Source organism: Moritella viscosa (assembly GCF_900120065.1).
GTDB lineage: Bacteria > Pseudomonadota > Gammaproteobacteria > Enterobacterales > Moritellaceae > Moritella > Moritella viscosa.
The window spans coordinates 1-24,077 of sequence record NZ_FPLG01000008.1 but is presented as its reverse complement, the minus strand read 5'-3'; the positions used below and the strand labels follow the sequence as shown (position 1 = coordinate 24,077).

The 24,077-nt window shown below is 41.3% G+C and carries 25 protein-coding genes; 5 read left to right on the top strand and 20 right to left on the bottom strand.

Annotated elements, in window-relative coordinates; all coding sequences use genetic code 11:
- Positions 1–86 precede the first annotated feature (86 nt).
- Together BT797_RS01415 and BT797_RS01410 are read right to left on the bottom strand one after the other, a co-directional pair.
- Positions 87–1,895: an AMP-dependent synthetase/ligase gene (locus BT797_RS01415; RefSeq protein WP_075470931.1), complete on the bottom strand. Its 1,809-nt coding sequence runs from the start codon at positions 1,893–1,895 to the stop codon at positions 87–89.
- 202 nt (positions 1,896–2,097) lie between these two features.
- The gene (locus BT797_RS01410) at positions 2,098–2,247 is read right to left on the bottom strand and encodes a hypothetical protein (RefSeq protein WP_045109009.1); all 150 of its coding nucleotides are present in this window, start codon (positions 2,245–2,247) and stop codon (positions 2,098–2,100) included.
- A 325-nt stretch (positions 2,248–2,572) separates the two neighbouring features.
- Between BT797_RS01410 and leuA the strand changes: the two genes are divergently transcribed.
- Both leuA and leuB read left to right on the top strand, forming a co-directional pair.
- Positions 2,573–4,138 (top strand): 2-isopropylmalate synthase, encoded by a 1,566-nt coding sequence (leuA, locus tag BT797_RS01405; RefSeq protein ID WP_045109008.1) that lies wholly within the window; start codon positions 2,573–2,575, stop codon positions 4,136–4,138.
- A gap of 20 nt (positions 4,139–4,158) precedes the next feature.
- On the top strand, positions 4,159–5,256 hold the full coding sequence (gene leuB, locus BT797_RS01400) for a 3-isopropylmalate dehydrogenase (RefSeq protein ID WP_045109007.1): 1,098 nt from the start codon (positions 4,159–4,161) through the stop codon (positions 5,254–5,256).
- A gap of 160 nt (positions 5,257–5,416) precedes the next feature.
- Here the strand turns inward: leuB and BT797_RS01395 are convergent, their stop codons facing one another.
- From BT797_RS01395 to BT797_RS01345, 11 genes are all read right to left on the bottom strand, one after another.
- Positions 5,417–5,707 (bottom strand): PilZ domain-containing protein, encoded by a 291-nt coding sequence (locus BT797_RS01395; protein WP_045109006.1) that lies wholly within the window; start codon positions 5,705–5,707, stop codon positions 5,417–5,419.
- 165 nt (positions 5,708–5,872) lie between these two features.
- Positions 5,873–6,490 (bottom strand): urease accessory protein UreG, encoded by a 618-nt coding sequence (gene ureG, locus BT797_RS01390; protein WP_045109005.1) that lies wholly within the window; start codon positions 6,488–6,490, stop codon positions 5,873–5,875.
- A 9-nt stretch (positions 6,491–6,499) separates the two neighbouring features.
- Positions 6,500–7,177, bottom strand: coding sequence for an urease accessory protein UreF (locus tag BT797_RS01385; RefSeq protein WP_075470929.1), 678 nt, complete (start codon positions 7,175–7,177; stop codon positions 6,500–6,502).
- 27 nt (positions 7,178–7,204) lie between these two features.
- Complete coding sequence (gene ureE, locus BT797_RS01380) at positions 7,205–7,687, bottom strand: urease accessory protein UreE (protein ID WP_045109003.1); 483 nt, start codon at positions 7,685–7,687, stop codon at positions 7,205–7,207.
- Positions 7,688–7,707: 20 nt separating this feature from the next.
- On the bottom strand, positions 7,708–8,577 hold the full coding sequence (locus tag BT797_RS01375) for an urease accessory protein UreD (RefSeq protein ID WP_045109002.1): 870 nt from the start codon (positions 8,575–8,577) through the stop codon (positions 7,708–7,710).
- Positions 8,578–8,581: 4 nt separating this feature from the next.
- Positions 8,582–9,214 carry a HupE/UreJ family protein gene (locus BT797_RS01370; protein ID WP_075470927.1) on the bottom strand — a complete coding sequence of 211 codons (633 nt, stop codon included), beginning with the start codon at positions 9,212–9,214 and terminating at the stop codon, positions 8,582–8,584.
- Positions 9,215–9,278: 64 nt separating this feature from the next.
- Positions 9,279–10,982: an urease subunit alpha gene (ureC, locus tag BT797_RS01365; protein ID WP_045109000.1), complete on the bottom strand. Its 1,704-nt coding sequence runs from the start codon at positions 10,980–10,982 to the stop codon at positions 9,279–9,281.
- Complete coding sequence (locus tag BT797_RS01360; RefSeq protein WP_211705400.1) at positions 10,983–11,336, bottom strand: urease subunit beta; 354 nt, start codon at positions 11,334–11,336, stop codon at positions 10,983–10,985.
- 38 nt (positions 11,337–11,374) lie between these two features.
- Complete coding sequence (ureA, locus tag BT797_RS01355; RefSeq protein WP_045108998.1) at positions 11,375–11,677, bottom strand: urease subunit gamma; 303 nt, start codon at positions 11,675–11,677, stop codon at positions 11,375–11,377.
- Positions 11,678–12,136: 459 nt separating this feature from the next.
- On the bottom strand, positions 12,137–13,978 hold the full coding sequence (locus BT797_RS01350; protein WP_045108997.1) for a phospholipase D-like domain-containing protein: 1,842 nt from the start codon (positions 13,976–13,978) through the stop codon (positions 12,137–12,139).
- Between the two features lie 69 nt (positions 13,979–14,047).
- Positions 14,048–15,385: a hypothetical protein gene (locus tag BT797_RS01345; RefSeq protein ID WP_045108996.1), complete on the bottom strand. Its 1,338-nt coding sequence runs from the start codon at positions 15,383–15,385 to the stop codon at positions 14,048–14,050.
- A 402-nt stretch (positions 15,386–15,787) separates the two neighbouring features.
- Between BT797_RS01345 and thiB the strand changes: the two genes are divergently transcribed.
- From thiB to thiQ, 3 genes are read left to right on the top strand one after another with little or no spacing between them, the layout of a single operon-like run.
- Positions 15,788–16,804 carry a thiamine ABC transporter substrate binding subunit gene (gene thiB / locus BT797_RS01340; protein ID WP_045108995.1) on the top strand — a complete coding sequence of 339 codons (1,017 nt, stop codon included), beginning with the start codon at positions 15,788–15,790 and terminating at the stop codon, positions 16,802–16,804.
- 21 nt (positions 16,805–16,825) lie between these two features.
- Complete coding sequence (gene thiP / locus BT797_RS01335) at positions 16,826–18,433, top strand: thiamine/thiamine pyrophosphate ABC transporter permease (protein ID WP_045108994.1); 1,608 nt, start codon at positions 16,826–16,828, stop codon at positions 18,431–18,433.
- Entirely contained in the window at positions 18,423–19,184 is a 762-nt protein-coding gene (thiQ, locus tag BT797_RS01330) for a thiamine ABC transporter ATP-binding protein (protein ID WP_045108993.1), read from the top strand. Before thiP ends, thiQ begins: the two co-directional genes overlap by 11 nt.
- A 4-nt stretch (positions 19,185–19,188) precedes the next feature.
- Here thiQ and BT797_RS01325 read toward each other — a convergent pair whose 3' ends face one another.
- The 7 genes from BT797_RS01325 to BT797_RS01295 all read right to left on the bottom strand — a co-directional run bounded on the left by BT797_RS01325 (position 19,189) and on the right by BT797_RS01295 (position 24,034).
- Positions 19,189–19,452, bottom strand: a complete 264-nt coding sequence (locus BT797_RS01325; RefSeq protein WP_045108992.1) for a YihD family protein — start codon at positions 19,450–19,452, stop codon at positions 19,189–19,191.
- A gap of 75 nt (positions 19,453–19,527) precedes the next feature.
- Complete coding sequence (locus BT797_RS01320; protein WP_045108991.1) at positions 19,528–20,412, bottom strand: metal ABC transporter solute-binding protein, Zn/Mn family; 885 nt, start codon at positions 20,410–20,412, stop codon at positions 19,528–19,530.
- Between the two features lie 6 nt (positions 20,413–20,418).
- On the bottom strand, positions 20,419–21,294 hold the full coding sequence (locus tag BT797_RS01315) for a metal ABC transporter permease (RefSeq protein WP_075470925.1): 876 nt from the start codon (positions 21,292–21,294) through the stop codon (positions 20,419–20,421).
- Complete coding sequence (locus BT797_RS01310) at positions 21,294–22,046, bottom strand: metal ABC transporter ATP-binding protein (protein ID WP_045108989.1); 753 nt, start codon at positions 22,044–22,046, stop codon at positions 21,294–21,296. The genes BT797_RS01315 and BT797_RS01310 overlap by 1 nt, the downstream gene beginning before the upstream one ends.
- A gap of 2 nt (positions 22,047–22,048) precedes the next feature.
- Positions 22,049–23,062 carry a metal ABC transporter solute-binding protein, Zn/Mn family gene (locus BT797_RS01305; RefSeq protein WP_244534090.1) on the bottom strand — a complete coding sequence of 338 codons (1,014 nt, stop codon included), beginning with the start codon at positions 23,060–23,062 and terminating at the stop codon, positions 22,049–22,051.
- Between the two features lie 31 nt (positions 23,063–23,093).
- Positions 23,094–23,705 carry a DUF6162 family protein gene (locus BT797_RS01300; protein ID WP_045108987.1) on the bottom strand — a complete coding sequence of 204 codons (612 nt, stop codon included), beginning with the start codon at positions 23,703–23,705 and terminating at the stop codon, positions 23,094–23,096.
- Positions 23,702–24,034: a hypothetical protein gene (locus BT797_RS01295; protein ID WP_045108986.1), complete on the bottom strand. Its 333-nt coding sequence runs from the start codon at positions 24,032–24,034 to the stop codon at positions 23,702–23,704. Before BT797_RS01295 ends, BT797_RS01300 begins: the two co-directional genes overlap by 4 nt.
- Positions 24,035–24,077: the final 43 nt, after the last annotated feature.

The following is a 24,077-nucleotide window of genomic DNA, read 5'->3' as shown; positions in this document are numbered from 1 at the left end:
AGTAATAAATATGATCAAGAAATAGTACTCCCGCTGTGAGCAACAAAAAAATGTACAACGGGATTAATCATGAGAAGTGTAAAGACTTAAGACTTTGCATTTTTTCCTTTTTTTACAGTGCTATACATACTTTCGATCAAGCTACTATAACGTTCCTGAATAACTTTACGCTTTAATTTAAGTGTTGGTGTTAACTCACCTTTTTCATTGGTAAAAGGTGACGCCATCAACTTAAATTTTTTCACTTGCTCAAACTTAGCCAGCTCTTTCTGCATCTCTTTAACACGCTCATCGAGTAACTCAACAATCTTGGTATGTTTAAGTAATTCAACATAGGATTCATATTTTAGATTAAGCATTTTAGCGTGCTCTTCAATCGCTTCTTGGGCAGGAACAATCAACGCAGAAGCATATTTTCTTGCATCAGCAAATACGGCGACTTGCTCAATGAAGCGATCACGACCTAACGTACCTTCAATTAACTGAGGGGCGATATATTTACCGCATTCAGTTTTCATTAAGTCTTTCAAACGGTCTGTAATATATAAGTAGCCATTTTCATCAATCGCGCCAGCATCACCTGTTTTTAACCATTCACCATCAAATGTTTTTGCTGTTTCTTCTGGTTTATTAAAGTAACCGCGCATGACCGTCGGACTTTTTATCAAAATTTCATTTTCATGACCCAATTTCACTTCAATGCCAGGTAGAACCGACCCGATAGAGCCTAATTTAAAATCTTTAGAATAACAGCTTACTGTAGCAACAGTTTCTGTCATCCCATAACCGTATTTAAGATGGATGCCGATTGCTTGAAAGAATAAATTAACTTCATCATCAAGCTTTGCACCAGAACAAGGGAAGAAACGTACCTTACCACCAAATACTGCGCGTAATTTGGTGAATACTAATTTATCGGCAATTGCATGTTGTAATTTCAATAGCGGTGATACAAGCGTACCCGCTTGTTGTGCTTCAAAACGTTTCTTACCAATAGCGACAGCCCAATGAAATAATTTTTTACGTGCCGTGGGAGCATTCTCAACTTTATTCATCATCGTAGTATGAATTTTTTCATACAAACGAGGTACTGCGCACATCACTGTAGGCTGGGTATCAGTTAAACCTTTTTGGATTCTTGCCGGATCTTTAAGATACGTATTTTCAGCTCCCCAAAATAATGTATTAAACGTCCAAATACGTTCAAATACATGACTTAACGGTAAAAATGCTAATGAAATATCATGTTCTTCTAAACGTGTTTCCGGCTCATTCACAGCCAATGCAGCTTGAATGTTCGCATAATCAAGCATCACACCTTTCGGCTCACCTGTCGTACCAGAGGTATATATTAACGTAACGAGATCATCGGTTTTTGCATTATCAATACGGTGTTCTAATGCTATCGATGATGAACTACCAGGGGTGAACACCAGCATATCGGCATAGGCAACCACGCGGGGATCATCGGGTAAAGTGACAGTTGAAGAAAAAACAATAAGCAACCGCAGTGATTCACACTTATCAAGTAATGGCAGTGCAAGTTTTAATTCAGCTTTATCACCAATAAACATACAGGTAATCTTAGCATCGTTAATAATGTACTCTGCTTGTGATGCCGTACTACTTGGATAAAGCGGCACAGAAACAGCACGGCACTGCTGTAAAGCCAGATCGGCAATCGTCCATTCAGGTAAATTATTTGACCAAATACCAACTTTATCCTGAACTTTAAGTCCACGGTTAAGCAAATTATTTGCAAGTCCTTCAATACGCTCGCCCATCTGTTTCCAGCTAATGCGATCCCAGCCTGTTTTCGTTTTACTTTTCAGGGCTGTTTTATCTTGATATTTCTCAATCCTTGCAAGGATCTGGTTTACGAAATGCTGACTCATGTCTATTTCTCATGTTAATTCGGGCGCAAACAAACTCGGCTTACACTTGTAAGCCTGAGAGGGTAGCTTGTGAAATTTCATTTGTAAAATAAATGAATATTTTATAACCTATTTAACACTCAAAAAGCTAATAATACCGTTACTTTAATTAAAAATCGGATCATATCGCCGAAATTTATAACATATTCGGTCACAAATATATCTAATGACTGGCTAGATGTGACCAACTATCTAATGGCTCATCACAGGCTCTTTCAACTAAGGAAATATCGATCCCCATATCCGTTAGCTCTTTTAGTGTCAGGTCATCTGCAAGCTCAACCATCTCACCTTGTTCATTTTTAAATAACATATCCCACCTCATGATCAAAAATCTATTTTAAGTGTGGCATAGATCAAGAAAAGGTCTAATATTCCTACTTCATAAGGTGAAGCTCTATTTATCCTATAATACAAGGAACTTCCCCTCCTCCACGAATCAGTTATATAGTCAATCGACGCCAAGGTGCAGCCTCAGAGGCGGCCCTGTATATAAATTAATTGACAAAAAACGACCAAGCCTGTAAAGATTAAGACATAAGATTAATTTATACATATAGATGGCTATTTATCGCAAGCTAAGAATAATACGCGGCGCAGAGATACTTTTATATGTAACGGCAATTGAAGGATTCATAATGTCAAACCAGGTTATTATTTTTGATACGACCTTGAGGGATGGAGAGCAAGCATTATCAGCGAGCTTAACCGTAAAAGAAAAGTTACAAATAGCCTTTGCACTTGAACGTTTAGGTGTTGATGTAATGGAAGTTGGTTTTCCAATTTCATCACCTGGTGATTTTGAGTCCGTGCAGACGATCGCACGTAATATTAAAAACAGCCGTGTTTGTGCCCTATCTCGTGCATTAGAAAAAGACATTGATGCTGCAGGACAAGCGCTTTCTGTTGCGAAAGACTTCCGTATTCATACCTTCATTTCAACATCTGACATTCATGTAAAAAGCAAACTAAAACGTAGTTTTGATGATGTTCTAGAAATGGGTCGCCACGCCATTAAGCATGCGCGTCGCTACACCGATGACGTAGAGTTTTCTTGCGAAGATGCAGGCCGTACCCCTATAGATAACCTATGTCGAATGGTTGAAGAAGCGATTAAAGCTGGTGCAACGACGATTAATATCCCCGATACAGTTGGTTATACTGTGCCATCGCAATTCGGCGGCATCATCACTAATTTATTCAATCGAGTCCCGAATATTGATCAAGCTGTGATCTCGGTACATTGTCACGATGATTTGGGTCTCTCTGTAGCTAACTCAATTGCAGCAGTTGAACAAGGCGCACGTCAAATCGAGTGCACGGTCAATGGTATTGGTGAACGAGCAGGTAACTGTTCATTAGAAGAAATTGCAATGATCTTGCAAACACGCCAAGATTTATTAGGTAAGACCACCAATATTAACCCGCAAGAAATTTACCGTACCAGCCAATTAGTCAGTCAACTCTGCAACATGCCAGTACAGGCTAATAAAGCAATTGTTGGTGCTAATGCATTTTCACATTCCTCAGGTATTCACCAAGATGGTGTGTTAAAAGCAAAAAATACCTATGAAATTATTACCCCAGAAAGCATTGGTCTAACGCAAAACAAATTAAACCTAACCTCACGTTCAGGTCGTCATGTGATCAAACATCGTATGGCAGATCTTGGCTATACCGACCAAGATTATAATCTTGATGAACTGTACGAAAGCTTTTTGCAATTGGCCGATAAAAAAGGCCAAGTATTCGATTATGATCTTGAAGCGTTAATCTTCTTTAATAATTTGCACGAAGATGAAGAACACTTTAAATTAGATTATCTCAGTGTTCAGTCCGGTTCTGGTGTGAAATCAACCGCTACTATTAGCTTGATCTCACAACTAGAAACAACAGATAAGTCTTGCACAAATACTGAAGCTGCGATTGGTAACGGTCCGGTTGATGCTGTTTATAAATGTTTAAGTCGTATTTCAGGTTTCGATATCGATATCGCCAAATACCACATTACAGCAAAAGGGGAAGGTAAAGACGCTCTGGGTCAAGTCGATATAGTCGCGACGTATGAAGGCCGTAAATTCCACGGCATCGGCTTAGCCACAGATATCATTGAATCTTCGGCACTGGCTTATATCCACGTAATGAATAATATCCATCGCTCAAACGCGGTAGAACAACAAAAACTAAAAAAACAAAATCAATAATATAGAGAAGGCGGCTAAGGATGACTGTAACAAAACACAATATTGCTGTATTACCAGGTGACGGTATCGGTCCAGAAGTAATGGCGGAAGCAATTAAAGTACTTGCTGCTGTGCAAAGTAAGTTTAATTTAGAACTAACGTATGATTTTAATGACGTTGGTGGTATTGCTATCGATAACCACGGTACTCCATTACCAGCAAGCACACTCACTGCGTGTGAAAATTCAGATGCCATCTTATTCGGCTCTGTAGGTGGTCCAAAATGGGAAGGACTACCACCACAAGAGCAACCAGAACGTGGTGCATTATTACCATTACGTGGCCACTTCAAGCTCTTTTGTAACCTACGTCCAGCAAAAATTTATGCAGGCTTAGAAAAATTCTCACCACTGCGTGCAGATATTTCAAACAACGGTTTTGACGTAGTCGTAGTACGTGAATTAACAGGTGGTATTTACTTCGGTTTACCAAAAGGTAACAAAGGCGAAGGGGCTGAAGAAACTGGTTTTGATACGATGTTATATAGCCGTGCGGAAGTTGATCGTATTGCTCGCATCGCCTTTGAAGCTGCGAAACTACGTGGTAATAAAGTAACCTCTGTTGATAAAGCTAACGTACTCGCAACATCTGTTTTATGGCGTAAAGTGGTACTAGAAGTCGCACAGGATTATCCAGAAGTTGAACTAGAACATATCTATGTCGATAATGCAGCAATGCAGTTGATCAAAGATCCATCGCAATTCGATGTACTACTTTGTGGCAACTTATTCGGTGATATCATCTCGGATGAATGTGCAATGATTACAGGTTCGATGGGTATGTTGCCGTCTGCAAGTATGAACGATTCTGATTTTGGTTTGTACGAACCAGCAGGTGGTTCAGCACCTGATATAGCAGGTAAAGGAATTGCGAATCCAATTGCACAGATCTTATCTGCGGCAATGATGCTACGTTACTCATTAAAACAAGAAGAAGCAGCACAAGCGATTGAGCAAGCGGTTTCATTTGTTTTAGAAGAAGGTTATGCAACGGGCGATTTACACAGTGCTGAAAATACTAAACCAGTACAAAGCACAGCACAAATGGGTGACTTAATTGCCGCTAAAGTTAGTGCTTAATATTTAATATAGTAACTCAAATTAGTCATGAACATTATACTTTTTTAATAAGGTAAATGGTTATAACGAACAAGGCCGATAGTGATAGTCACCATCGGCCTTTTTATTGGATTATCATGTTATCTGGCTTTATTTATAACTCAAATATAAATAAAGATGACTAAGTCAAACTGGTAAATTCAACACCTATTTGATAAATATCTCCGTCACTATCAACCCGTGTTACCTTCGCTTCAGCCTGTAGAGGCGGAACACGTGAATCGCCAGTCGGTAGAAAAATACTGACGCTATCATTCAATGAAAAATAGCTTTCAGGTACATCTAACGACATTCCACTGGCGCTTAAATCACGACAGATAGCGGTAACATTCTTTTCTTTATCCGTTACCTGAACCGGTGAGTCGATTAACATCCGATGATAACTACGTCGTTCTAAGTTAGCTTTTAGCACATCAATATCCCTCTTATTGCTATAGTTTATAAATGTTATCAAGTTATAAATAATCTAAAACTATGAATTGTTTTATCTTGTTTTGAGTATAGTCATCATTTATTAACTCGGCGTTGTATAACAACAATAATGAGATCCAAATAACTATTTGATTATAAAAGTCAGCTAGCAGTCCAACATGCCTTTATCGACAATAAAGTCGATGATCTGCTGCAAGCCAATTTCCTTTTTCATATTAGTAAATACATACGGCTTATCACCGCGCATACGCTTAGTATCCTGTTCCATCACTTCCAACGACGCGCCAACATAAGGAGCTAAGTCAATTTTATTAATGATTAATAGATCAGAACGAGTAATACCAGGGCCACCTTTACGTGGAATTTTTTCACCTTCAGCAACGTCAATCACATAAATCGTTAAGTCGGCTAATTCAGGACTAAAGGTTGCACTTAAATTATCACCACCACTTTCGACAAATACCACATCGAGCGTTTTGTGTAGCTTAGCTAACTCTTCAACCGCCGCTAGATTCATTGATGCGTCTTCACGGATCGCCGTATGTGGACAACCACCAGTTTCAACTCCGATAATACGATCAGCTTCCAACGCCCCCGCACGGGTTAAGATCTTAGCGTCTTCTTGGGTGTAAATATCATTCGTTACTACTGCGATATTATAAGTATCGCGAATGCTTTTACATAATACTTCTAATAATGCCGTTTTACCTGAGCCTACCGGACCACCAACACCAATACGTAATGGTTGTTTAAATTCTATCATTGCAAATCCTTATGAGCGAAATAATCGCGTATATTGCTGTTCATGTCGGCAGCTCGCCATCACCTGAGCGGGCGTGAAACTACCAATATCTTGATCGTCTATCGCCAATGCCTGTTGCACAGCGGCAGGGATCATCCCTGCTAATTTCATTAATAATTGCTGGCCATCACTTTGCCCCAATGGCACTAATTTAATGCCAACAACAATAGTATTTTCTAACCAACTCCAGAGATAACCACCCAACGCTTTTTCTAATGGAATGGCCCACTGATTAATAGCCAATGCAAACGCGGCCAGCTGTGTCGTTTCAACGATGTTAGCCAGTTCACTATCGTCCAATGATATGCCTAACCTTGGTAATAGACGGACAAAAGCTAAACCACGCTGTCGCTCTTCTAAACGCATTTCTTTGGTTTCTCTGCTAGCCACTAAATAATCACACCAAGTCTTCGCCTGCTGATGATCCTTGTTGGCTAAACAGCTCTGTAAACGGATAAGAATGGGTAGCTCTAGACTCGCTAAACTTTCGAACATTTGTCCAGATAGCCAATCTTCTAACGTAGCAACATTTGTCACCCAACCTTTCTCAATTGCCCATTCAAGCCCTTGTGAGTAAGTAAAGCCACCCACAGGTAGCGAAGGACTAATCAACTGATAAAGCCGTAATTCAGCTAACATATTATCCATAGCGACTTCCACCCGTGTTGCTGATAATTAATGTTCATGAGGATGTACGTATTCTTCCTCATTACTATGTGAATGACCACCTGTGGTGCCACCATAAGCCCCCCGTTCAGGTTGGAAGGCCGCCTCCTCAACAGTGACTCCCAAACCTAAACCTATCAACATGTCATCTAATACATGATCATGTTGAAAACGACACCATCCGGCTTCAACTTGCAATGGTACATGGCGGTTACCTAAGTGATAACAGCCTCGAGCAAACAAGGTAGGATCATCACAACGCGCCGTTGAAACCAGCTCTTTTGCGGCAATAACTTCGACAATAAAGTCATCGTCCGTGGTTAATTGTGTACCATGCTCTAATAGCTGACCACGAGGTAAAAACAATCCCGCATCACGGCCATCTTCTAACTGAACCTTAAGACGACTCTTAGTGCGCTGTAACATGGTCAAACACACATAAGCATCAACATAATTAGCTGCTACAGTTAATATTTGCGTTAATTTGATCATTCATATTCCTTATTATAAAATTACGTAGACCAGATCCGCGGTGCGTCAGGCATATAACCAAGCCACGCTTCTCTAACTGCAGACCAGATCTGAACGAAACTCGCCATCATAGGTTCTGTATGTTGCCCCAGCGCCCTAACGACTAATAATCCCTCTAATTCACTGGCACCAAGCAATACCCTATCTCCGAAACGTGCTTGCTGTTCATTGATGACCAGGTTAATACGACTGACAAGTGCGTCATCCACTGGGCTAATATACAAACAGCCCATCATCGGGTAACCCCGTAACGAAGCAGCATAGTCCAGCTGGGTTTTATTCTGCAGTCGTAAATTTTCGGCAAGTAATAATTTACCATCACGAAAAATATGTGTTTGTCCGATAATTTTTCCATGGGTAAAGTCTTCATCTAATACAGGACGACCAAAACACTGCATTTCCCAGCCGATAAAACGGGCATTTCCTTCCAACTTAACATCGGTAGTCAACCTTACCTCTGCACCAGTAAAGAAGATATTTTCCATCGGTAGCCACTCTAAAAAAGCACCGTCAGCGGCAGTTAATTCCTGAGATTGCCACGCTGTATCGCCATTACTGCGATAAAATTTTGTCGCTCCCGGCGTAGTGAGTAACGCATGCGACGCTGAATTGACATTAATATCAAAACTAAGCTGATCACCACCAACGACACCACCAGGAGGATGTAACAGATAGGTATGACACGTTCCCCCTTCAGGGTAAAAGGTTTTCTGCACAGCTAAAGGACCGACTTGCTGGCGCTCAAGCAACCGTGTTTTACCACCTTTCACACCATATTTAAGTCGGATCTCGGCGCGCCAACCTTGCTCACTATCAGGGCGAGAGAACCGAATAGTCGATGGAAAACTCATCAATTTAAGCCCCTAAAAAGGCAACTAATACTCCACTTAAACCCAGCCATGGGCTTAGCCATTTAGCACTTATTTGTCGGCCAATCACAGCACCAAGCGTTAATAAAGCAGCGGCACTGATTAACATACCCGGCACAAATAGCACTAACTGCGCAGCAGGTGCTTCAACACCGTGTGCCCAACCATGGAACAACACCATGACTACTGCTGCACTCGATAATAAGTTAACCTTTGCAGCGACTTGCTGGCTTTGCTTCCAAACTGCTACCGCAACAATAAATACAGACGCTAAAATTAAGCTTTCCATTCCTGTAATCAAACCTGTTAACGCACCAAAACCAGTACCGATTAACATAGTAACTAACGCACCAAGAATAATACTCACTTGCTTACCTTTCATTTGTGCCGCTAAAAAACCCACACCTAATAGCATAACAAAATGGTCTAATCCCATTAATGGATGCAATAAACCATCGGTAAATGTACTTGCCATGAAAGTTTCAGGACCAGTATGTGCCAGTACTGAACCAGAAAATACCGCTGTTGATATTGCAGTTAATCCCGCAGCTAAAGAAATGACTTTTTTTGAGGCACCTTGCTCTGAAACTGCTTGTTTTGAAAATAGAGATTTAAACATTACTTTTTCCTTAAAATAATTTATAACAAAATTTATACTGATGAATATTGATAATATCGACGCGTTAAAACATAAAGTATCGCTGCGCCATTGGTAGTACAGTGGCAGGTTCACACACTAACAACTCGCCATTAGCGCGTACTTGATAGGTCTGTGAGTCCACTTCAATGGTCGGTAACCAATCATTTAATATCATGTCAGATTTACGCAACTGGCGACAATCCTTAACCACACCAATCAAACTATTAAGCTGTAATTGCTCGGCAATGCCGTCCTGTTTAGCTTGCTGAGAAATAAACAACATGGATGTATTCTGTGAAGCTCGGCCAAAACTACCAAACATAGGGCGGTAATGAACTGGTTGTGGCGTTGGGATTGAAGCATTCGGATCGCCCATTGGGGCAGACGCAATCATGCCACCTTTGATAATTAAACTTGGTTTAACACCAAAAAATGCCGGTTTCCACAACACCAGATCCGCCAATTTCCCCACTTCAACAGAACCTACTTCATGACTCATGCCGTGTGTGATAGCAGGGTTAATGGTGTATTTAGCCACATAACGTTTAATACGGAAGTTATCATGGTGCGGAGGGTCTTGCGGCAAACTGCCACGCTGTACTTTCATTTTATGGGCTGTTTGCCAAGTACGTGAAATCACTTCACCTACGCGTCCCATTGCTTGCGAATCCGACGCGATCATCGAAAAAGCACCCAGATCATGCAAAATGTCTTCTGCTGCAATCGTTTCACGGCGAATGCGTGATTCAGCAAAAGCCACATCTTCAGCAATTGACGGTGATAAATGGTGGCATACCATTAACATATCTAGATGTTCGTCGATTGTGTTAACCGTATAAGGACGCGTTGGGTTGGTCGATGACGGCAATATGTTGGACTCACCGCAAGCACGAATAATATCTGGAGCATGACCGCCACCAGCGCCTTCGGTATGGTAAGTATGAATAACGCGATCGCCAATGGCATCTAAAGTGGATTCAACAAAACCAGATTCATTCAGGGTATCGGTGTGGATAGCGACTTGCACATCGGTTTCATCAGCAACGGTTAAGCAATTATCAATAGAGGCCGGGGTTGTGCCCCAATCCTCATGCAACTTTAGGCCTATCGCCCCCGCCGAAACTTGTTCATGCAAAGGCGCAGGTACACTCGCATTACCTTTACCTAACAAACCAAAATTCATTGGAAAGTGATCGAGAGACTCCAGCATACGATGAATATTCCAGGGCCCGGGCGTACAGGTTGTAGCGTTAGTCCCCGTAGCAGGCCCTGTTCCGCCACCAATCATGGTTGTAATACCCGAGGTTAACGCTTCATCTATTTGCTGTGGGCAGATAAAATGAATGTGAGAATCAACGCCACCAGCTGTAATAATCGACCCCTCAGCTGCGATAATCTCAGTACCTGGACCAATAATAATATCAACGCCAGACTGTACGTCTGGATTACCGGCTTTACCTATCGCGATAATACGCCCATTTTTAACGCCAATATCCGCCTTAACGATACCCCAATGATCGAGAATAACGGCATTCGTTATCACTAAATCTGGCGTATATTTCGAAGAAAGCTGACTCTGCCCCTGCCCATCACGAATGACCTTGCCACCGCCAAACTTAACTTCATCACCATAGCGGGTATAGTCATGCTCTACTTCTAACCACAGTTCTGTATCTGCTAATCTCAGCCTATCACCTGTTGTTGGCCCAAACATTTCACCGTATGCTTGTCTTGAAAGCTTTGCCATCTATTTATCCTCATCCTTGCTCGTCGAACCATCCTTACGTTGCTGCTCATCAATGCTGCCCATGATCTTACCCTGAAAACCGTAAATCATGCGATTGCCACCAAAGGCGACTAATTCAACAGTGCGACTTTGTCCCGGTTCAAAACGAATCGCAGTACCCGCAGCAATATTAAGCCGAAAACCTAAGGTAAGTTCACGTTCAAAGATCAGCGCATCATTCGCTTCATAGAAATGGTAATGCGAACCGATCTGAATAGGGCGATCGCCAACATTCGATACCGAAACCGAAATCGTAGGCATATCAGGATTTAAAGTTATATGGCCACTACCGACTTTCATTTCACCCGGGATCATGCCTGATCCTGTCTGTGTTTTATTTGCCATGACAACCCCTAAATTATCGGTTCGTGAACAGTGACAAGTTTGGTTCCGTCAGGAAACATAGCTTCGACTTGCACATCAGAGATCATCTCTGGCACACCTTCCATGACTTGTTCAGCTGTTAACACTGTCCGACCAAATGTCATTAATTCCGCCACAGTTCGGCCATCACGAGCCCCCTCCATAATCGCAGCACTAATAAGGGCAACAGATTCTGGATAATTCAACTTTACACCTCGCGCCAATCGACGCTCAGCCACTAAAGCCGCCGTAAACAACAATAATTTATCTTTCTCTCTCGGCGTTAATTCCATTTACATCTCCGTTTAAGTATTAGATCGCCAATGCGTTTTTATATTTTAGATTGTTTACACTATTTTGACATAGATGTTACCAATCCAACATGTTATTTACACAGTGAGATATTCTTTAATTAAATCATCCGTTAACATTTCTATCTTACTATTCGATGCTAGATCAAGTACAACGGCATCAAGCTACTAACCTATGTCTAAATAGGCAAGTGTTATGCCAGTAATCTTTAGATAGACATATGAAAACAATAAAGTAATTAAAAACAATTGGTTAAACCTGACTTTGTAGTCAACAAATAAGGTGTGTATAATAAATATGGGTATTATTGGTGCAAATACATATTTATATGCACCACTCAAAGGATAATTAAATCTAGATTCGTGAAAGTCAGAATAAATTTTGCGACAAATCCAAACTTTATGGATCTGCCGCAAACCTAAATGGAAAAAGTGTCTCAGTTAACCAGTGTGCGCATGCGGACTAGAATATTTCCATAACGGTGTCCAATACGATTTAAGTAACTCGCCGACCGCCTCACCTTCAATAAGATAATTAACTTCAGAAAGATTACCTGGGTACATATTGTCAGACCCAACAATACATACTTCATCATCAACAATCATAATCTTGGCATGATTCCCAGGTGCTGCATCCACGCGGCCATAAAAATAACCACTGGCACTAATAGTCGTCCAGAATGGATGCCCAATAATCCCATTTTTAGGCGGTTCTTCCGATAACGATTTGCCTTTTAAAGTCGCCGTTCGACCTTCGATTGGTAATTCTGGCCACTTATATGTTTCCCCTTCGTCTTGCTTATCGAACGGTACTTGATCCGTATAAAAAAATGGCGCAACAAATAATCGCGATAATGTATCGGCACGTTTTCCATCACTATCATCAAGTAGGGTGTCAGTATCTACATCGTGGGTGATGTAATATTTAATTAATTCAAATGTGCGAACGGCACCCGAACCAAATGAATATTGATCACCAGCTGCACCCGCTCCTGCATCTAATGGAGAAACAACAATCTGAACATCCAAATTTTCATTTTTTAATAATGCTTCAATGATCCAATGACACACTACATGATCTTTCCAGTTCTTTTTCCAAGCACTAATGACATCCTGCTGTGACATGCGAATACTGCTTTTTGCATTTAAAATAAGGCTTTTCTTCATAATTTCAGAACCTATTTTAAAATCAGTGTCTCGGTTAGGGCCAGTCCAGTATTTACCTACCGTTAAAATTCGACTGGCCTTTTTATATTGATCTAACTGAGCATAAGAATTGTATACGCTACGTTCTTCGAATACCTTGGCCTTTAAATCAGCTATTGAGCGTAAATCAAACTCTCTAATATTACTGGTTGGAGGCAATGGTGCTAAGTCTGGTCTTACCGGATCGGATCCAGATTGAACACCCGTCTCATGGATTGTTAAAATATTACCTTGTTTTTCTTTTATATAATCCTGAACATAGCTTAGTGCTAATGGATCACTTGGATAGTCAGGTTCAGCATCTCTGTTATTCCAACTAAGTGTATCAATACCTAATGATTCTTTGGTTAGCAGAAAAGTATCAGCTTTCCACATCTCATTTAAAAATAACTGAGATCCATGGCTTGCATCACCATGAACCACCACTGATACATCATGAACTGGCGGATAACTTCTAAATAAATCCATATTTAGATTATGACCACCAACTAAAGACTCAACGCCATCACAGGCGATAATCTTAGTATGATTCCAAGTCATTTTTGTATCAGAATCAGATATTAATGCAGCAGGTAAAAACTTCTTTTGTGCCGATATCCAAGATCCTGAAACACGCTCGAAAAAGCGGCCAATCACAAATTCAGGCATTACTTCCCAATACTTAGAGCGGAGCCTAACAAGGCGAATTAATGCCGCTTTAAAATCAGTTAGATTCTCAGGTTCATTGATCGGGTATAAGGGGGTTTGTCCAAATAAAAATCTAAATTGCGTCGATTCACTTCTGCCCATACGCTTTGTTAATGACGTATCAATTGCACCTAAAATAGCTCTGGCCCAGTCAGGATCAGGACTATTTAGAGAGGACACATCACACCGGTAACGTGTTTTTTGAACAATTTCAACAATTGCTCGTTCAAACTCACCTTGACGTGCAATCGCCCTCGGCATTATCTCAGGTCCAAATGACATTCCCCAAATATTTGGAGTATCCAGTAATCTCACATAATTGTTTTCGCTATCATGATAAAAAAGCTTGTTTTGGGACAACTCTCTCTTAATATCGTCTATTTTACTCATATTTATTCTCATCTATTGACGTTATTCTAAAAACTAAAAACATAACCACTTAAATTAATTGAAGTTCAATTATAAGAATTTCCAATCAACCCAGCCCTTGCCTTTCCTTTCTTTAGTGACAGGGTATGCAAGCTTATAAGGTGGATCACCAACGACATCTTCCATGTAATAAGTATCATTTGGATTTCGTCCCCAAAGAGATGAAATTCGTCGAACATAAGGTCTTTTTGAAAAACTATTGCTGTTTCGAGTTGCCCCGCCACCCATTACGTCAAACTCACGATGGAAGGTATGAATTTCCTGTCGTAACTCTAATACACTTTTTGCAACTGCACAGGGAGTTGAAAATTTCGACCCCCACTCCGTCAAATAACCCCTAGCTATTTTGTATATCAGCTCAGGTACAGGTGCGACATTCTTACTCGTATTTTTTGGATCATAGTTACCATCAGCCGTTGTATTACCGGCAATGGTGCCATGTCGACCGCGGCAAGCATAGAGTTCATAACCTTTAGGCTGAGGCCGTTTATCATCAGGTAATAAAGGATCAGCCTGCTGAACGTTGTTCGCCATAACCCCCCATCCAGGATATCTTTTAATCCAATCCCACCACGATTGCTCATGGATCGTTATATTATTGTCCTCGTCTCTCATTCGTCCATTTGGTCGAGGAACTAGAGCCTGAAAAGCATGGTCTTGAACATTTAAATTGTACGACTGATCCCATGAGTAGATACCCACATAGTTAACAACATTTGGAGGTAATTGCGTCAAAATACTCCACCAGGTTCCAGGTCCTGGAACAGGGTCAATAGCGAGGATGTTGACTGGTGTATTTCTCGTCTTTTCATCACCGTAAGCGTAGAGAAACCAAGCTGCCATAATACATTCACAAGCGCCTCGGCTATGACCAATAAAATTAAATGTATCCGCTTTACTAGCCGCCGCAACATTTGCACCATGTAATGCTAAAGCCGGCATTGTCCAGCCCAGTATCGATTCTTTATAGCTTGAGCGCTGATCGCCACTGGTATAACCACGAATATCATCGAGTAAATCATCAGGAGCCTTAAGGGGACCGCTTATTAATAACGGTTCGCTTGTATTTCTTGTATGAGCCCAGTCATTCTCACCAGCCCCTCTTACCGTCTTTCCGACACCGCCTAATTCATTAATAATTCTGACTGGAATATATCCAGTTGAAGGCAAATATATATCTTTGTCACTCCCCTCCCGAGACACCTCACCTTCATCTCGAGTACAAGCAGTGCCCGAGAACGAAACAGTCATAACACCAGTTTGTTCAGATAATGAAAATTGAGGTAAAGCAGAAAGAGGTGAACTAAGAAATATCCCCGACCCACCCAATAACCCAGTCTTAATAAAATCACGTCTTTTAAAATTCATAGCGGTTTACCAGAAGGTGTAAACACCTGAGATGAGGTTATAATGACAACTTCACTCCGTAATGGAGTAAACACTATACTTTTCATTTTATTCCCTTATTTTTTAATGATATGAAAAACATAAACAACCACTTATATCATATTGTTAAAAATAGTAACGTAAGCAAATGTAACGTCAATTAGGTAGTTGATTAGGTAGTCAATATAATTATTGCCACTGGCTCTTTGACGCAAATCGAAATACAATGTGCCTTCACTCATCGGGGTGCTACCAGACTTTTCATTAGAGAGTCATAGTGGCTGAGATAACACCCGTAATAACTTGAACCAGATAATGCTGGCATAGGAATGAGATTCGACCAACTGAGTCATAAGTTCTATGCTTCACATTCTAGGAGTACCCGTGAAGCACACGATCAAAAAACTAGCACTTTTCACTGCCATACTATTACCTTCTCTATCACTACAAGTCGCTAACGCGGCTGACAAGCCAGTATTAAATGTTTATACTTACGATTCATTTGCATCCGACTGGGGCCCAGGCCCAAAAGTAAAAACAGCATTTGAAGCTGAATGCAATTGCCAGCTAAACTTTGTAGCATTAGAAGACGGTGTTAGCATTCTTAATCGTGTAAAACTGGAAGGTAAATACACCAAGGCTGATGTATTATTAGGCTTAGACAATAACCTAATGGCTGAAGCAGTAAAAACCAAATTGCTTGCACCACACCAACAAGATATCAGTACATTATCACTGCCAAACGCATGGACTAATAAGTACTTTATTCCATTCGATTATGGTCATTTTGCATTTATCTACGACAGTGAAAAATTGGCCAACCCACCAGCAAGTTTAGCCGAACTTATCGAGCGTAAAGATCTCAGCATTATCTATCAAGATCCACGTACCAGCACACCAGGTCTTGGGTTTATGTTATGGGTAAAAGCTGTTTATGGTGATAAAGCACCACAAGCATGGCAACAAATCGCAGCTAAAACGGTCACCATTACGAAGGGTTGGAGCCAAGCTTACGGCATGTTCTTAAAAGGTGAAGCAGATATGGTATTAAGCTATACCACATCACCGGCATACCACATGGTCGCAGAAAAAGAATTCAAATATAAAGCAGCTGAATTCAGTGAAGGTCATTACCAACAGACCGAAGTGGTTGCCCGTCTAAAAGATGCGGCAAACCCTGAGTTAGCGAAGCAGTTCATGGCATTCGTACTCACTCCAGCGTTCCAAGATGTGATTGCAACGGGTAACTGGATGCTACCAGCTAAACAAGCAGCGGCACTACCAAGTGAGTTCGACAAATTAATTACACCGACAAAGACCTTAGAGTTCACACCAGAAGAAGTTGCTCAATCACGTAAATCTTGGGTCAAGGAATGGCGTAACGCTGTTACTCAAAAATGAGTAAACAATTAATCAAAAATTATGATCGCTAATTCGCATAAATACTGGTGGTGTAGCGCAGTGCTCGCCATCAGCATCATTTTAATCCTTGTGGGTGGCAGTTTTACTGCCCTACTTAATTTTTCACAAGCGGAATTAGACTTTCGCAGCGTCCTTGCAGACTCATATACCCAGCATGTTATTAGTTTTAGTTTATACCAAGCGGCCTTATCAACTGGCTTGAGTATTGGTTTAGCGATCCCCTTAGCACGCGCGTTCTCGCGTCGAGAATTCGCGGGTAAACAAATGATTATCAAACTGTTTAACTTATCACTGGTACTACCCATTATCATTGCCATCTTTGGTATTATTGCTGTGCACGGTAAAAGTGGTTGGATTAATCAATTATTAGGGCTTTTCAACATAGAAACAGGCCATTATATTTATGGCTTAACCGGCATTCTTATTGCCCATTTATTTTTTAATGTCCCTTTAGCTACACGTATTTTACTGCAAACGTTAGACTCGATCCCCAGTGAATCTTGGCGCTTAGCCAGTCAACTTAACTTACAATCTCGACACATATTTATCACCTTAGAGTGGCCGAAGATAAAACAACAATTGCCTTCGTTAATCAGTCTTATTTTCATGCTGTGCTTTACGAGTTTCGCAATTGTGATGTCGCTCGGTGGTGGTCCTAACTATGCCACGCTAGAAGTCGCTATCTATCAAGCGTTAAAATTTGAGTTTGATATCGAACAAGCAGTAGCCTTGGCGGTTATTCAAGTTACGATCACCGTGGCATTAATGATCTTTAGTGCGATATTTTTAAAGTCACAGCCTATGTCAGCACCATCAGGTAATTATTTTCGTCGCCCCGATTGCCACACGTTAAGCAGTAAAATTGGTGATGCTATCAGTTTTCTCTTAGCCAGTTGTCTGTTAGCGCCACCAATGTTGGCCATTTTTAGCAGTGGTATCAATAGCAACACCCTTACAGTTCTTAGTGATCCTATGTTATGGCAAGCCACAAGACTCTCACTACAAATAGCGCTAAGTTCGGGCTTATTAAGCTTGTTACTTGCTTGCTCAATTTTATTTTCGACACGCATATTGAAAGTGCGCTTTAAGCTAATAGCATTGTCTTATGGCATTGAAAATATTGGTGCTATTATTTTAGTGGTGCCGGCTCTGGTTCTCGGTACCGGGTTGTTTTTATTATTACGCCCTTATGTTGATGTATTTAGTATTGCCGCGTGGTTAGTTATTTTAATCAATGCCCTAATGTCATTACCTTACTTACTTCGGGTATTAAGCCAACCGATCCAAGACAGCTTTGCTGCTTATGACAAACTAGCCGTTAGCTTAGGTTTATCACGCCTACAACGTTTGCGTATTATCGAATGGCCATTATTACGTAAGCCGGTCGCAATGGGGTTAGGACTGGCCAGTGTATTATCTCTGGGTGATTTAAGTGTGATTGCATTATTTGGCAGCCAAGATATGCAAACCTTACCTTTGGTGCTCTATCGTCAACTAGATAGCTATCAACTTGATGCCGCCGCTGTTACCGCTATTTTCTTATTAACCCTTTGCGGTGTTATTTTCTATTTGTTCGAACGTATTATTGGAGGCAAAAATGCCGAATAGTCTTCCCTTAAACAATACTAACTCCCTAAGTAATAGCAATGCATTATTACAGGTCGATAACATTGCCTTTGCTTATGAACAAATGCAGATGCAGTTTGATTTGGTGGTCAATTGTGGCGAAACCTTAGCAATACTCGGCGCAAGTGGTTCAGGTAAATCAACCCTGCTTAATTTGATTGCAGGTTTTAATCAACCCTTATCGGGTGATATTCGCTTTCAACAAGATTCAATCTTAACGAAAGCGCCTGCACAACGACCGATCACGACTCTATTTCAAGAATATAATCTGTTTAACCACTTAACCGTTAAACAAAATATTGCCATTGGTTTAGCACCAAGCATGAAGTTAAATGCCGAGCAAAAAACAGCACTTGCAACAGCGGCGCAGCAAGTAGAAATAACCGAGCTACTGAATCGCTTACCCCCAGACTTGAGTGGAGGGCAACGTCAGCGTGTTGGTATTGCTCGTTGTCTTGCGCGAAAACAGCCGCTATTGCTGTTAGATGAACCCTTTAGTGCCCTCGACCCCGCATTACGTCAAGAGATGTTACGCTTGATTACCAAGCTGAATAAAGAACATGGTATTACCGTTTTAATGGTCACTCATAATCCGGATGATGCCCTGCAGATCGCCGATAACATCGCTTTTATCGATAATGGAAAAGTAGCATTACATGCACCGGTGGCTATTTTAGCTGACCACAATGCACCCGATATGTTGAAACGCTATCTGGGGACACTGAATAAGTAATCGTCTACATAAAGCCGCGAGCTTTGAGCAATGCAGTTTTAAAATCATCTTCATGATCTTTCGCCAAGCCAGGGATCATGTCATTCTTTGCTGCATTGCGCATTTTAAGGTGATAAATAAGCGCATCATCACTCAGCTCAGCTAATTGCCCTTCAAATTTCATCTCTTGCGCTAAGGTAGATAAAAACTGTAACAGATTCACATCCGGTGTTTTCTGCCATTCAGGCTGTAACAGTTCGATGATCTCATTTAAGCGATGATATTTCATTTTATAATCCTTATTTTAACCTTGTCCATTATACCCACTTATAGGCACATGTTAAGAAAAACACAGAGACGAAACTTAAAGCGCTAACTGCCAGCGTTGTAATGGTTTATCAGCGTTAATACCACGGCCCCAACGATCTATACTGTCAATCGTTAAGATACGAGCCGGATTAGGCACTAAGGTTTTTAACTGCTTGCTCGCTCTTTTCGAGGTCAGTACCCATAAGCTATTATCCTCAGTTAATAGCTTAACAAGTTGCTGCTTATTTGCTGCCGACCATTCCAATTCTGGTTTAGTTAAACGTTCAACCACAAACAATTGATTGCCCGACGCAAAGTCTTCTAACTCACTCGACAGCAACACAACAGAATCAATTTCATTGTCTAATAACATGGTCTGTTGCTGGTTAATTAAGTGACGCACCGACATCATCAAGGCTTGCTGGTTACTCGCAATCGTCGCAGCTTGCTGTGGCCATACTTGTTGTAGATCTTGACTCACAATCGCCGTCATACGGGTTAAATTAGTCGGGTTAAGCCAAGTATAAGGCGAAATACTACCGTCTTCTAAACGCAGCGCCGCAACACCTTGCGCACGAGGAGAAATAGCTTGTGATGCATCCACTTCAATCATACGAATGTTGCCTTTACGTGCGTGTACGAATAATGGATCTTGCGGCCATACAGCACCAAGGGTGATACTCACTTGTGCATCAATGGCTGCTTTCTCTGTTAACGTCGCACCTTTCGAGCTAAACCAGTTAGGTAAACGCGATATACCATAACGTTTTGGTGGTAAATATTGTGTGGAAATACCCGTGCCTTTCGTTAGCTCTGTCGCTAACATATAAGTCACAGGTGTCGCGGTAAGAATATCTGCGGCACTCACCTTTTGACTAAAACTAAGCGCTGAAGTCAGCAGTAGCACAGCCGCACTGATGGTGAATAATGAAGAAGTCATAATCGGTTATCCCTTACGAACAATGCGGTAACAAGTGGCAGTTAAGAAGAAGCTCGTCGATACAATAATGATCGCCGCGCCAGAAGGAATGGGTAGTTTTAATTCCATTGGTAAGATCGTGCCTAGTAGGCAGCTGATCGTCGCTAGAAATGCAGACATAAGCACAAAGCTACCCATGTTTTTCGTTAATAACCGTGCTGTTGCACCTGGGATTAATAGCAGTGCCCCCACTAATACAGCGCCAACAATTTTTACCGAAGCAATCGTAACGAGGGTGATCATCATGACAAATAAATAGTCGTAAAAATTAGTCGCATAACCACGTACTTTAGCAATATCAGGGCTGATACAGGTTAATAAAATACGGTTAAAAGTCGGTATCAATACCAATAAAATAACACAGCAGGTTACCGCTAAGATAAGCAAGTCATAATCAGTGATCGTTAAGACCGAACCAAACAACACATTTTCTAACATATGGATATTAATCTTACGTGCCACATACATCAGTAATGCCGCACCAACTGCTAATGCAAATGCCAGAAACACCCCAACCAAGGTATCGTATGGCACATTAGTACGGTTACGCACAAAGTGCAGTAGCAAGGCGAAGATCATACAAAAACTAAATAAGCCGATGATCGGATTCTCAGCGGGCTCACCTAATAATACGCCTAAGGCAATACCTGTTAACGCAGCATGCCCAACCGCTTCTGAAAAGAAAGCTAAGCGTTTGGCGATCACTAACGTACCTAAACCACCGAGTAGTGGCCCCAGTAATAACGCGGCAACCACCGCATTCACCATAAACGAATAAGAGAAGCTCTCACTCAACCAACCAGCATCCACACCCAGTTGGGCCCAATGACGGATCGTATCCATTATTTAACTCCTTGAGCGCAGTCTATTACTGAACGACTATCAGTAACATTACCACCTGTGTAATGATTGAATAATCGTTCAATTTTATCTGATCGTAACACATCAGACACGGAGCCAGAATCAACTAACTGACGATTAACCACATGCACTTGACCATCTAAACGGCGCACAGCACTGACATCATGATGCACTGCTAAGATAGTTTTATTTTCACGAACTAATTCATGAATTAATGACTCAAGGTAACGTACGCCTTGTTCATCCATCCCCGTTGTTGGTTCATCAAGTACCAGTAGATCAGGGTTATCCAATAGTGACTGCGCAAATAGCACACGCTGCTGTTCTCCACCCGATAACTGTCCCATACGACGGTCGGTACGGTTAGCCATACCCACACGATCGAGTTGTGCCAGTGCATCATCCTGATCTTTTTTACACTTACGCCAAAACAGTGGATTACGACTTTTATTTAACAAAATAAAATCCATCACCGTAAAGGGTAAACTAGACTCAAACGTAGCCTTTTGCGGCACATAACCAATATTGCCTTTATGCTCAGGCCACTGAATATCAATATTCCCAGCGAAAGGGGTTAACCCTAAAATAGAGCGTAACAATGATGTTTTACCACCACCATTTGGCCCCATGATCACATGGCATTGACCCGCTTCTAAATAATGTGAAATGTCTTCTAAAATGACATGATCACCGTATTTCAAACCGACATTTTGTAAACGAATTGCAGGTCCCACAATTAACTTCCTTGCTGCTTGTTGATAGAGGCATGATGAGTTGTTGAAGGAGCGGTTACTGCTGTATCAGCAAGTGAATGCTTTGCTGCAAACTTCATTGCTTCAACTAAGGTATCTAAGTTACTTTTCATTTCAACAGCCACTTTGCTCTCTTCGTACGCACCATGTGTCATGTGTGAGAAACGGTAAAGTTGCACACCAGTGGCCGCCTCAATAGTTTCAACATAGCGGCTTGGCATATTTAATTCGTAGAACAACACATCGATCTTCGACGCACGGATCTTTTCGATAGTTTCTTGCAACTGACTCGCACTCGGCTCAACACCGTGTGCAGGTTCTATCACCGCCGCGACGTCAACACCGAATTCTTGCAGAATATAACCATAAGCATTGTGCGTAGTCGCCACCAGCATACCGGATGTATCTAAGTCACCCAGCGTGAGCATAGCTTGACGTTTCATTTTGCGAAATTCGGTTGCGTATTTACGCGCATTTTTACGGTAAGTACGTGCGTTATCAGGGTCGATCTTAGACAGCTCCGTTGCTATGGTGTAAACCTTCTGAATCGTCGTTGATAAACCAACGAATGTATGTGGATTTACTGCACCGTCACCGACAGATTGACCAATAGCAGGTAATAACGGCACGTCTTTATTGGCTTCAATCACAATCAGATCATCACGGTTTGCGGCTTTAATGACTTTTAAGGCAAAGTCATCATGGCCAATCCCATTCACCACAATCACGTCCATCTGCTTTAGACGACGTAAATCATTTGGTTGTGGTTGGTAATTGTGGGGATTAAAACCTTCGTCAACCAAAGGTAATACTTCCGCTTTATCGCCAACAACCGCTTTTACGTAGCTGTAATAAGGCTGTAAGGTAATACCGATTGTTAATTTTTCTGCTGCTTGTAATGACCCGCATATGAGCAATACCGCTGTAGTAGCGACGGCTGTGATTAGATTTTTCAGGCTTGTATTGATGCTATTTTTCATTATGCTTTTTTTCATCATGGCTATTCTCATTGTCGACACGCGTCACATCTTAGTGGCGGTCTTTATCTGTATGCTCTGTATTGCCTGAATCGTGATCATCAGTAAACACCACTTGTTTCCAGCCTGCATTAATAAGATCGTCTGCATTAATCGCGTTTGCTGTCATCGGTGCAGGAATGGGTATATCTAATGCTAGCCACACTTCTGGTCGTGTATCTTGGCTATTTAATAACACCGCAACACTGCCCGTTGTCAGCGCAGGAATGCCTTGATATAAAGCTGGCGCGACTTTACGCCAGTCATGCTTACCTTTACGTTCCCAGCTTTTATCTATAATAAATGGCGCTAACCATAGCTCTTTTAGTTCAGCCATATCAGGCCAAATATCGACACCTTCAAATTCGACACTTTCTAGCTCAAGACTGTCTTGATGAATATTGCGGATCTCTTCATGTGCTAAGCGCAGTTCCGCGATCATCGCCAATTCAACAGACCGTAAATCTTTAATCGAGATCTGATGATTCGCGAGTACTTTCTTGTTCGATATCGCTTGGTGATAAGGTAAAAGTAATGCCGCGATCGCTAAGATTAGAACAATTAATAACGCCACCCATTTCCCTTCACGACCACCATCGTCTGCATGGACTGATTGACTGATCATTTTGCGCTTATCTCAACAACATCGACTTCAACCGGGTTTTCATGACCGGCATCGAATACTAGATAGAAGTCCGTATCCGGTTTGCTAAATTCTGCAATTGAACGCTTATCTGTTACAGCTTTAGCAATCAGGTTGTCATCGTAGTCATACATATTTACAGCGTAATCAACAGCAGTACTGGCATCACTGTAACCCGCTTCACAAACCACTGTGTCAGACTCTAACCAACAATTCATTAATGGAAAATGAGCACTTACCGCCCCTGAAAATAAACCCGTTATCACAAATGAAAGCGCTAACAGCGTCGATTTGATTGGCATTTTTGTCATGAAGACCTCAACAATTAACTATGAACTATTAACTATTAACTAT

Excerpts from the sequence above, each read along its gene's own strand:
- ureG (WP_045109005.1), bottom strand. The coding sequence starts at position 6,490 with ATGATAGAATTTAAACAACCATTACGTATTGGTGTTGGTGGTCCGGTA.
- BT797_RS01375 (WP_045109002.1), bottom strand. The coding sequence starts at position 8,577 with ATGAGTTTTCCATCGACTATTCGGTTCTCTCGCCCTGATAGTGAGCAA.
- BT797_RS01325 (WP_045108992.1), bottom strand. The coding sequence starts at position 19,452 with ATGAAATATCATCGCTTAAATGAGATCATCGAACTGTTACAGCCTGAA.
- ureC (WP_045109000.1), bottom strand. The coding sequence starts at position 10,982 with ATGGCAAAGCTTTCAAGACAAGCATACGGTGAAATGTTTGGGCCAACA.
- BT797_RS01415 (WP_075470931.1), bottom strand. The coding sequence starts at position 1,895 with ATGAGTCAGCATTTCGTAAACCAGATCCTTGCAAGGATTGAGAAATAT.
- thiP (WP_045108994.1), top strand. The coding sequence starts at position 16,826 with ATGATCGCTAATTCGCATAAATACTGGTGGTGTAGCGCAGTGCTCGCC.
- ureA (WP_045108998.1), bottom strand. The coding sequence starts at position 11,677 with ATGGAATTAACGCCGAGAGAGAAAGATAAATTATTGTTGTTTACGGCG.
- BT797_RS01410 (WP_045109009.1), bottom strand. The coding sequence starts at position 2,247 with ATGTTATTTAAAAATGAACAAGGTGAGATGGTTGAGCTTGCAGATGAC.
- BT797_RS01360 (WP_211705400.1), bottom strand. The coding sequence starts at position 11,336 with ATGATCCCGGGTGAAATGAAAGTCGGTAGTGGCCATATAACTTTAAAT.
- BT797_RS01350 (WP_045108997.1), bottom strand. The coding sequence starts at position 13,978 with ATGAGTAAAATAGACGATATTAAGAGAGAGTTGTCCCAAAACAAGCTT.
- BT797_RS01370 (WP_075470927.1), bottom strand. The coding sequence starts at position 9,214 with ATGTTTAAATCTCTATTTTCAAAACAAGCAGTTTCAGAGCAAGGTGCC.
- BT797_RS01305 (WP_244534090.1), bottom strand. The coding sequence starts at position 23,062 with ATGATGAAAAAAAGCATAATGAAAAATAGCATCAATACAAGCCTGAAA.
- BT797_RS01300 (WP_045108987.1), bottom strand. The coding sequence starts at position 23,705 with ATGATCAGTCAATCAGTCCATGCAGACGATGGTGGTCGTGAAGGGAAA.
- leuA (WP_045109008.1), top strand. The coding sequence starts at position 2,573 with ATGTCAAACCAGGTTATTATTTTTGATACGACCTTGAGGGATGGAGAG.
- BT797_RS01295 (WP_045108986.1), bottom strand. The coding sequence starts at position 24,034 with ATGACAAAAATGCCAATCAAATCGACGCTGTTAGCGCTTTCATTTGTG.
- ureE (WP_045109003.1), bottom strand. The coding sequence starts at position 7,687 with ATGATCAAATTAACGCAAATATTAACTGTAGCAGCTAATTATGTTGAT.
- leuB (WP_045109007.1), top strand. The coding sequence starts at position 4,159 with ATGACTGTAACAAAACACAATATTGCTGTATTACCAGGTGACGGTATC.
- BT797_RS01385 (WP_075470929.1), bottom strand. The coding sequence starts at position 7,177 with ATGGATAATATGTTAGCTGAATTACGGCTTTATCAGTTGATTAGTCCT.
- BT797_RS01345 (WP_045108996.1), bottom strand. The coding sequence starts at position 15,385 with ATGAATTTTAAAAGACGTGATTTTATTAAGACTGGGTTATTGGGTGGG.
- BT797_RS01320 (WP_045108991.1), bottom strand. The coding sequence starts at position 20,412 with ATGACTTCTTCATTATTCACCATCAGTGCGGCTGTGCTACTGCTGACT.
- thiQ (WP_045108993.1), top strand. The coding sequence starts at position 18,423 with ATGCCGAATAGTCTTCCCTTAAACAATACTAACTCCCTAAGTAATAGC.
- BT797_RS01315 (WP_075470925.1), bottom strand. The coding sequence starts at position 21,294 with ATGGATACGATCCGTCATTGGGCCCAACTGGGTGTGGATGCTGGTTGG.